Origin of the sequence: Acaryochloris sp. IP29b_bin.137, assembly GCF_028285745.1 — a bacterium.
In the GTDB taxonomy this organism is placed as follows: Bacteria; Cyanobacteriota; Cyanobacteriia; order Thermosynechococcales; family Thermosynechococcaceae; genus Acaryochloris.
Map to the genome: position 1 here is coordinate 1 of NZ_JANQOP010000126.1, position 8,943 is coordinate 8,943.

Consider the following 8,943-nt stretch of genomic DNA (forward strand, 5'->3'; position numbering starts at 1 on the left):
AAGAACAAATGCAGGGAAACTAAGCCTAAGCGTTTTCCTGTTCACAGGCCCCAATATTGACCCAGCTACTCGAACCGTCGGCCCAGTGCTCTTTTTTCCAGATGGGGGCATTGTGCTTGAGGGTGTCGATGGCGTATTGACAGGCGGTGAAGGCTTCAGCTCGATGGGGACAGCCCACGGCAACGAGGACGCTAATCTCGCTAATTTTGAGATGACCCGTGCGGTGATGGATAGCAATCCGGTTGACCTCTGGCCAGCGCTGACGAATATCCTGGGCAATGCTCTGGAAAACTTTAAGGGCCATGGGTTCATAGGCTTGATATTCCAGGGAGAGTACGGCTTTACCGTCCGTTTGGTCACGAACGGTGCCACTCATGACGACCACAGCGCCGTTATGGGGATGATCGGCTTGATGATACACTTCCTCGACGCTCAGGGGAGCAAATGTAATCAGAAAGTGATCGTCTGTAGAAGCAACAGAGGAAGTCATGGCGGGAGAAGGGCACTGCTTCTCTATCATGACGGATTATCGTAATGACTTAATCAAGCGACGAAGGATGACAGGTAAAAGGTTCAGGGCCCTCTCGTCTCAAATCTAGATCGAACACCCGGGAAAACTGATGCAGCAGTGTGGCAGTGACCTCAGCACTGTCTAGGTTGGGAATAAACTGCTCTAAGCTGCCGACGGCCCGATTATGGATACCACAGGGAATGATCTGGTCAAAGCCAGACAGATCGGGGTTGATATTGAGAGAAAAGCCGTGCATGGTAATCCAGCGACTGACCTTAATGCCGATGGCTGCGACTTTGCACTGGTCTAGCCAGACGCCTGTAAGGCCCGGAATACGCTCTGCTTTTAGTCCGTAAATGCCCAGGGTACGAATGATTACTTCTTCTAGCTGCCGTAGATACCAGTGCAGGTCAGTTTGATGGTGCTTGAGATTGAGAATGGGATAGCCGATGAGTTGACCCGGACAGTGATAAGTGACTTCTCCTCCGCGTTCGATCCGGTGCAGGGCAAAGTCTGATTGGTCAGGATTGAATTTAAGAAAGTCTAAACTTGCACCCTGTCCCAGGGTATAGACCGGGGGATGCTCTAACAGGAGTAATGTATCGGGAAGTTGAGGATTGTGAATGCGATCGCACACCAGTTGCCGCTGCCAATCCCACGCTTTTTGGTAGTCCACCAGACCCAGTTGGTACAGCCAACAGGGACGTTTAGGGAGAGATGAGTCCGAATCCTTAACCGATTGGTGAGATGAAATCAAGGGTATTTCCGAGTAATCCTATGACGATAGCATTTAAGAATTATCACGGGATGCAAAGCAAGTTGAAGACACGGTAGAACAGCCCCCCCTTGCAGAAAACAAAGTGTTAGGGTGAGGTTAACACTGACCATTAGGGGAGGCAACCCTATGAAGCTTGTTATTCACGGCAAGAATATTGAGATCACCGATGCCATTCGTGAATATGTCCACCAAAAGATAGAGAAGGCTGCCAATCATTATCAGAATTTAACCACCGAAATCGATGTCCATTTGTCGGTTGCTCGCAATCCTAGAATAACCACTAAGCAGACTGCAGAAGTCACCCTATTTGTAAATGGTTCCGTCATTCGAGCAGAGGAAAGCTCAGAAAATTTATACGCCAGCATCGACCTAGTGGCCGATAAAATTGCGCGTCAGCTCCGTAAGTACAAAGAAAAGCGGCAAACTAAAAGTGCTCATCGTTCTAAAGCCGCTCGTCAGACTGTGGAAGAACAGCCACTGATTGGGGATTTAACAAGCGATCGCACCCCTGAATTGCCAGCAGAAGTCGTGCGGTGCAAATACTTTGCCATTTCCCCCATGTCCATTCAGGAAGCCCTGGAACAGTTGGAACTGGTAGATCATGATTTCTATGTGTTTGAGAACGCCGATACGGGACAATTGAACGTGATTTACGAGCGGAATCATGGGGGGTATGGCGTCATTCAGCCTCGCCAAGGGAATCCCAATAGCAATGGTCATGTGAAACAAGCTGATTTTCAAACCGCATAGCGTTTTTTAAGTTTGATGTACTAAACCCCTGCACTGCCAGGGGTTTAGTGCTATTTGTGGACAACTCTTGATGGTTCAGATTGAGAGGACAATTTCGGCAAAGTCCCCTCTTTGAGTACAATATTGCGGTTGCTTGAGTTGCGTCTTGCCCTGGGATTGGGCAGTCTATGAGTACACTCCCTCGCATTCCAACTGACTACATCACAATGCGGATTTATGCAGACTTCTGACCCCCAACCCTCTAACGGTGGATTTCGTTCCCTGATGGATAATCGGGCCTTTGTGGTGCTGTGGGCTGGGCAAATTATTTCGCAGTTAGCCGACAAATTTTTTTTTGTACTGCTGATTACCCTAGTGGGCGCTTATGCTCCCCCGGAGAACATTGAGAACTCCATGCGGTCATCGGTGATGATTGCCAATACCTTGCCAGCGGTATTTTTTGGATCAGCAGCCGGAATTTTTGTCGATCGATGGTCCAAAAAGCAGATTTTATGGACCACAACCTTGATGCGGGGCCTGCTAACCCTGGTGATTATTGTCTTACCCAAGTCCCTGCCCTTCTTTCCGCTCTTGCTGACGGTGGCATTTTTGGAGTCGATCTTGACCCAGTTCTTTGCCCCCGCCGAGCAGGCAGCCATTCCGGTGTTGGTAAAGCCGCGCAACCTAATGCCTGCCAATGCCCTGTTTACGACGACAATGATGGGGTCCTTAGTCGTAGGATTTGCGGTGGGCGATCCCTTACTGAGCTGGTCGCAAAGTTGGGGGGGGGTCAATGGCCGCGAATTTTTAGTGGGTGGGCTGTATGTGTTGTCAGCCATTGTTTTAGGGATTATGCTGCCCTTGCGAGAGAAAAAGCACCATGAAGCCGTGGCCTTACATCCGTTTAGCGACCTCAAATTAGGCTTTGCCTACCTGCGTAAAAATCGTTTGATTAGTAATGCCATGGTGCAGCTGACGATGCTGTACTGTGTGTTCGCAGCCCTGTCGGTTCTATCGATTGGCCTAGCAGAAAAAGTGGGTTTTGATAAACCCAGTCAGTTTGGCTTCCTTTTGGCAGCGGCTGGGGTTGGCCTCGTAATCGGGGCAGGTGTGCTCGGTCAATGGGGTGATCGATTTCATCATTTACCATTACCCCTGTTTGGTTTTATCAGCATGGGGGTCGTCCTAGTACTGTTCTCCTTTATCCATAAAGACTGGTTGGGGATTGACCTCAGCATTGCTTTGAGTTTGAGCTTGAGCATGTTTCTGGGAATGGGAGCGGCCATGATTGGGGTGCCGATGCAAACCCTGATTCAGGTCAAAACGCCGCCGGATATGCGCGGTAAAGTATTTGGCTTCCAAAACAATGTCGTTAATATTGCCTTGAGCGTGCCCTTGGCAGTTGCAGGTATTTTGGCGGACGTTTTGGGGCTGCGACGCGTATTGATTGCCATGGGGATCACGGTCGTGGTGGCGGGTTTCTTGGTTTGGCGCAGTACCCGAAAGGTTCTCCAAGATGTGATTTAACGCCACAGGTTGTAAACTCTTCTGCAATTTCTCTCGACAGGTTGAAGTCACTCCGCTTAAACTATATAGATCTATAAAGATTTTCACTTCTTAAACGGACGATAAACACCCTATTAGCCATTGGATCTGAATGTGAGGTTCTCCTGTGCGTGCAACCGGAGCTTTTGCGTTAATCGATAGTCTCAAAAATCACGGCGTCAAACATATTTTTGGCTATCCCGGTGGTGCGATTTTGCCGATTTATGACGAAGTCTATCGGGCAGAACAGCGTGGTGACTTGCAGCATATTCTGGTCCGCCATGAGCAAGGGGCTTCCCATGCTGCTGATGGCTATGCTCGAGCCACCGGGCAAGTGGGCGTTTGCTTCGGCACTTCTGGTCCAGGGGCGACCAATTTGGTCACCGGGATTGCCACGGCTCATATGGATTCGATTCCAATGGTGGTGATTACGGGGCAAGTGCAGCGACCCGCCATTGGCAGTGACGCCTTTCAGGAAACGGATATTTTCGGTATCACCTTACCGTTGGTCAAGCATTCCTATGTTGTCCGTGATCCGGCTGATATGGCTCGGGTGGTCGCGGAAGCCTTCCATATTGCGGGCACAGGACGGCCCGGTCCGGTTTTAATTGATGTACCGAAGGATGTCGGTCTACAGGAATTTGACTATGTGCCTGTGCAGCCTGGCACAGTTAGCTTAAAAGGCTATCGACCGACGGTCAAAGGTAATCCCCGCCAGATTAAGCAAGCGCTTGAACTGATTCGGCAAGCAAAGTCCCCCCTGATGTACGTGGGGGGTGGTGCGATTTCCTCCGGTGCCCATGCTGAGCTGAAGGAACTGGCGGAGTGGTTCCAGATTCCCGTGACCACCACATTGATGGGCAAAGGTGCCTTTGATGAGGCCCATCCCTTATCCGTGGGCATGTTAGGGATGCATGGTACTGCCTATGCTAACTTTGCCGTTAGTGAGTGTGATCTGCTGATTGCCGTGGGTGCCCGCTTTGATGATCGGGTCACGGGCAAACTAGACGAATTTGCCTCTAGAGCAAAAGTGATTCATATCGATATTGACCCGGCGGAGGTGGGCAAAAACCGTGCGCCTACGGTTCCGATTGTGGGTAGTGTCAAGCCCGTCTTGGTCGAACTGCTCAAAATAGCAAAGCAGTCCGCTTCTAATCCAGTCCAGACCCAAGACTGGCGTTCGCGGATTGAGCGCTGGCAGCGAGATTATCCGTTGGTGGTGCCCAGACCTGCAGAGAAGTTATCGCCCCAAGAAGTGATCGTTGAGTTACAACGACAGGCTCCTTATGCCTACTACACAACGGATGTGGGTCAACATCAAATGTGGGCAGCCCAGTTTTTGAAAAATGGTCCTCGCCAGTGGGTGACGAGTGGCGGCCTGGGGACGATGGGCTATGGTTTACCGGCAGCGATGGGGGTGCAGGTGGCAATGCCGGATCACCAAGTGATTTGCATCAGTGGCGATGCCAGCTTCCAAATGAATTTGCAGGAATTGGCAACCTTGGCCCAGTACGGCATCAAGGTCAAAACAGTGATCATCAACAATTTCTGGCAGGGAATGGTACGCCAGTGGCAGCAAGCCTTTTTTGGCGAACGCTATTCCAATTCCAATATGGAAGCAGGAATGCCCAATTTCGAGAAATTGGCGGCGGCGTTTGGGGTTAAAGGCGGCATTTTACGCGAACGTGATGACCTAGAAGGTGCGATCTCAGATATGTTAGCGTTCGATGGTCCTTATCTCTTGGACGCTCAAGTGACTCGGGATGAAAACTGCTATCCGATGGTGGCACCGGGTAAGAGCAATGCTCAAATGTTGGGATTACCCGATCAAAAAAAGCTGGAAAAGGCGGCAGAGCTGATTTATTGCAGTAACTGCGGGGCCAAAAACACATCGACAAACCGCTTTTGCCCTGAATGTGGGACAAAATTGTGAGCATGGATTTGCAGGAGCAGGTGCAAGCACTGATTGATGAAGCTCCGCAAGACGGGGGGATGCCTACTGCCATTCGGATCATTGCCCCCTTGCTACAAAACCTGGCTGAGCAGCGTTTGAAGTTTGAGCAGTACTATATTTTGCAAAATTTGCAGGGGAATTGGCAGTTAACGACCTTGCAGCATCGGCAGCGGCCCGGATTAGAGAAAACCGTGGTCTATGCGTTCGCCAATTTGCAAGATGCCACTCGGTCAAGTCGGTCCGCAGAATTGGTGGCATTGCCCGTGCCTGTGATTCCGTTGCTATTTCAGTTATTGGCCTTAGATCCTGTCGATAGCATTCTTTTTTTGGAGGTTGTAGGCGATCTGGATAAGGGGGAAGAGCTCACTCGCCTGGAACTCCAACAGTTAGTTCAGGCAGCCCTAAGTCAAAGTCAACCCTCGCCGCCCATAGATATTGCTTAGTGTTGTTGGTTGAGTGCCCTGAAAACGCCCTGATGCCGACATTACTTCTGTCGTCTCAATTTGAACAGCGTCCCTCTGACTAAAACACTCAGAATGGCACCACAAACCAAGATGGAAAACAAGGTGATTACACTCATCATCAGCAAGACAAACCATTCTGTCCCGGATAGAGGATGATGGATCGCCTTGGCAAGCTGCTGCCCAGTGGCAGTGATTTGACCTTGGAGACTGGGAGCCACTATGAGTCCAAAGGGGATGCCATAGACAAACCAACTTGCGATCGCAACCCACCAGGGCATTTGGCCATGAGCGATATGTCCTAAGGCCTTACCGAGCAACGCAATCACCCCCATAGGAGTCAGGCCAAATCGCTGTTTGCGAGGCCGTCGATAAGTCGGATGGCAGGATATCTCTTCCGTGAGTTGGAGTGCTGCCCCCGCACCATATCGTTCAAATTGGGGATTGTTCTCAACGTTTTGGGGGGAAGTCATGATCAACCTCTGATGGCAGCAAAAGAAATTAGAAGACTGGAAGGCCCCATCAGGATGTGTACTCCTGGGAACTTCAGTCTTAAATGCAAGTATTATGATGCATTTATCAATCGGGGGACTGTGATCAGTGTCCGCATCACGGGTGATAGTGAACCTGCAAAACCGTGATGTCTATCACCCCACAAAAGCAAACACTGTCAGGTCTTTAAGGGACACCCTTTTTTCTGCGCTGGTGAACTGTAAAGGTCAGCCTATCGATGTGCGGAATATGCGTTTGCCCTTGGAGGTTTGATTCGAACACTTGCCAGGGATGTCAATCCACAGGCATGCGTTGGGTGGAACATCCTGTGATTGGACCAGTCTATGGCATGATGACGGCAGACAAAATTGTATCCCCCATCACTTATGCAGCTTTTTGATTGGATTATTGTCGCGGCCTACTTGGTGTTTACCCTTTTCATGGGCATCTACTTGTCTCGAAAAGCATCAGGTAGCCTAGCTGATTTTTTCGTATCGGGTCGTTCTTTACCTTGGTGGCTGGCTGGGACCAGTATGGCTGCCACTACCTTCTCCATTGATACGCCGCTCTATATTGCAGGTGTGGTTGCTAGCGGTGGTATTGCCGGGAATTGGCAATGGTGGAGTTTTGGTATTGCCCACATTATTATGATCTACATCTTTGCCCGACTGTGGCGTCGTTCTGAGATCATCACCGATGCAGAACTGATTGAAGCGCGCTATGGGGGCAATATGGCTGCTACGTTGCGGGCGACCAAAGCGTTTTTGTTTGCAGTGCCCATCAACTGTATTGGTATTGGCTACGCAATGCTGGCGATGGTCAAGGCGATTGATGCTTTGGAACTATGGCAGAGTGTTGGGGTAAATCCGGGTGACAATCTGAAAATTTGGAGCGTGATTGGTATTAGCGTCTTTGTCCTCATTTATGCAGGATTGTCTGGCTTGTGGGGAGTGGTGATCACTGACTTTTTCCAATTTTTCTTTGGGTTAGCTGGCGCTGTAGTGGTAGCGGCCATCGCCATTAACCATATCGGCGGCATGAACGAACTGATTCAACAGGTGCAAGCAAGCACGTCGCAGGATGTCCTCAGCTTTGTCCCCCTTGATTTTGGAGGCAATTCTTTCGTGCAGTGGAGTGATGCTGCCGGCATCACACTCAGTACATTTTTAGCCTATGTTTTTGTTCAATGGTGGGCTTTTCGCCGCAGCGATGGTGGTGGAGAATTTATCCAACGATTGGCGGCAGCTAAAACCGAAGAAGACGCTGAAAAATCGGCATGGTTTTTTAATATCTTGAACTATGTGGTGCGGACCTGGCCTTGGATTATCGTGGCCTTAGCGGCTTTAGTCATTTATCCAGACTCCGAGCTCTTGAATGCAGCAGGTGAGGTGGATCGAGAGCTAGGCTACCCCAAAATGATGCTTGATTTTTTGCCCCCTGCTTTGCTTGGACTAACCGTTGCTTCACTGCTGGCGGCGTTTATGAGTACGGTTTCAACCTTAATCAATTGGGGGGCCTCTTACCTTGTCAATGATCTCTATAACCGCTTCTTTCGTGCCGATGCAACACAGTCTGAATTAGTGTTGGCAGGACGTATCGCATCCGTTTTGATTACGGTTTTAGGTGCGATCGCAGCGTTCAACTTCAGCAGTATCAAACAGGTCTTTGGCCTCGTAATTGCTATTGGAACTGGGCCAGGCCTCGTACTCATTTTGCGTTGGTATTGGTGGCGCATTAACGCATCGGCAGAGTTGGCCGCCATGCTAGGAGGCTTCTTTATTGGGTTAGGGACCAGTGTTTTTCCGATCATCAAAATTGAGGACAATGGCATCAAGCTAATGGTCATTACCGGGCTCACCGCCATTATTTGGATCTCAGTGATGCTATTAACGCCACCCGAGTCAGATGAAACACTCAACAAATTTTATACAAAGGTACGCCCTGGCGGTCCAGGTTGGAAACGTCAGCGAAAACAAACGGGCCTCCCCCCGCTGCAAGATTTGAGAAAAGATCTATTAAGAGTCTGTGCGGCGATTCTGCTCCTCTTTGGTGCAATGTTCGCCGTGGGTGGTTTTCTATTACTGCAATCCATCACAGGTTGGGTTTCGTTGGTCATTGCAGTGATCGGTTGGATGTGGCTCCGTCAACTCAATAAGTCTCAAGCGCCACCGATGGCCAGACCAGGCACTGAGCTACCCATGCAGTAGTCAAGTCTTGATTGTGATCAAGGCTGCTGGCCCTGTAGGGGATCTTTGGGCGTAATTCAGACTCCAAGATGACCATCACAAAACTCATAACCGTTCCAGGACGGGCTGCATAAATCTGTCCAAGATAGCCTATCTCAATTTTACCGAGCCTATCCCTCAACCTCGGGATATGCCCAGTTCAACCCGCTGCTCTTCAATGATCAGCAGGATTCAGGAAACTTTAATCTATGATTAATGAATCAAAATTGATATCAAGATATATTCAA

Annotated in this window: 8 protein-coding genes; 5 read left to right on the forward strand and 3 right to left on the reverse strand. The window is 49.8% G+C overall.

Annotated features, from left to right (window positions below; translation table 11 throughout):
• Positions 1-25: 25 nt before the first annotated feature.
• Positions 26-490, reverse strand: a complete 465-nt coding sequence (locus Q0991_RS09710; RefSeq protein ID WP_012163515.1) for a molybdenum cofactor biosynthesis protein MoaE — start codon at positions 488-490, stop codon at positions 26-28.
• Positions 491-539: 49 nt separating this feature from the next.
• Positions 540-1,268 carry a lipoyl(octanoyl) transferase LipB gene (gene lipB, locus Q0991_RS09715; RefSeq protein WP_299487836.1) on the reverse strand — a complete coding sequence of 243 codons (729 nt, stop codon included), beginning with the start codon at positions 1,266-1,268 and terminating at the stop codon, positions 540-542.
• Positions 1,269-1,415: 147 nt separating this feature from the next.
• On the opposite strand from lipB, the gene raiA reads away from it, so the two are divergent.
• The 4 genes from raiA (at position 1,416) to Q0991_RS09735 (ending at position 5,960) form a co-directional block, all read left to right on the forward strand.
• The gene (gene raiA, locus Q0991_RS09720) at positions 1,416-2,039 is read left to right on the forward strand and encodes a ribosome-associated translation inhibitor RaiA (protein ID WP_299487837.1); all 624 of its coding nucleotides are present in this window, start codon (positions 1,416-1,418) and stop codon (positions 2,037-2,039) included.
• A 216-nt stretch (positions 2,040-2,255) separates the two neighbouring features.
• The gene (locus Q0991_RS09725; RefSeq protein ID WP_299487838.1) at positions 2,256-3,545 is read left to right on the forward strand and encodes an MFS transporter; all 1,290 of its coding nucleotides are present in this window, start codon (positions 2,256-2,258) and stop codon (positions 3,543-3,545) included.
• Between the two features lie 145 nt (positions 3,546-3,690).
• Positions 3,691-5,496, forward strand: coding sequence for a biosynthetic-type acetolactate synthase large subunit (gene ilvB / locus Q0991_RS09730; RefSeq protein ID WP_299487839.1), 1,806 nt, complete (start codon positions 3,691-3,693; stop codon positions 5,494-5,496).
• Between the two features lie 2 nt (positions 5,497-5,498).
• Complete coding sequence (locus tag Q0991_RS09735) at positions 5,499-5,960, forward strand: hypothetical protein (RefSeq protein ID WP_366524937.1); 462 nt, start codon at positions 5,499-5,501, stop codon at positions 5,958-5,960.
• A gap of 41 nt (positions 5,961-6,001) precedes the next feature.
• On the opposite strand, the gene Q0991_RS09740 is transcribed toward Q0991_RS09735, so the two are convergent.
• Positions 6,002-6,451: a hypothetical protein gene (locus Q0991_RS09740; RefSeq protein WP_299487842.1), complete on the reverse strand. Its 450-nt coding sequence runs from the start codon at positions 6,449-6,451 to the stop codon at positions 6,002-6,004.
• Between the two features lie 405 nt (positions 6,452-6,856).
• Here Q0991_RS09740 and Q0991_RS09745 point away from each other — a divergent pair, with 405 nt between their 5' ends.
• Positions 6,857-8,677 (forward strand): sodium:solute symporter family protein, encoded by a 1,821-nt coding sequence (locus tag Q0991_RS09745; RefSeq protein WP_299487844.1) that lies wholly within the window; start codon positions 6,857-6,859, stop codon positions 8,675-8,677.
• The last annotated feature ends 266 nt before the right edge of the window (positions 8,678-8,943 follow it).

Excerpts from the sequence above, each read along its gene's own strand:
- Q0991_RS09740 (WP_299487842.1), bottom strand. The coding sequence starts at position 6,451 with ATGACTTCCCCCCAAAACGTTGAGAACAATCCCCAATTTGAACGATAT.
- Q0991_RS09735 (WP_366524937.1), top strand. The coding sequence starts at position 5,499 with ATGGATTTGCAGGAGCAGGTGCAAGCACTGATTGATGAAGCTCCGCAA.
- Q0991_RS09710 (WP_012163515.1), bottom strand. The coding sequence starts at position 490 with ATGACTTCCTCTGTTGCTTCTACAGACGATCACTTTCTGATTACATTT.
- raiA (WP_299487837.1), top strand. The coding sequence starts at position 1,416 with ATGAAGCTTGTTATTCACGGCAAGAATATTGAGATCACCGATGCCATT.
- Q0991_RS09725 (WP_299487838.1), top strand. The coding sequence starts at position 2,256 with ATGCAGACTTCTGACCCCCAACCCTCTAACGGTGGATTTCGTTCCCTG.
- Q0991_RS09745 (WP_299487844.1), top strand. The coding sequence starts at position 6,857 with ATGCAGCTTTTTGATTGGATTATTGTCGCGGCCTACTTGGTGTTTACC.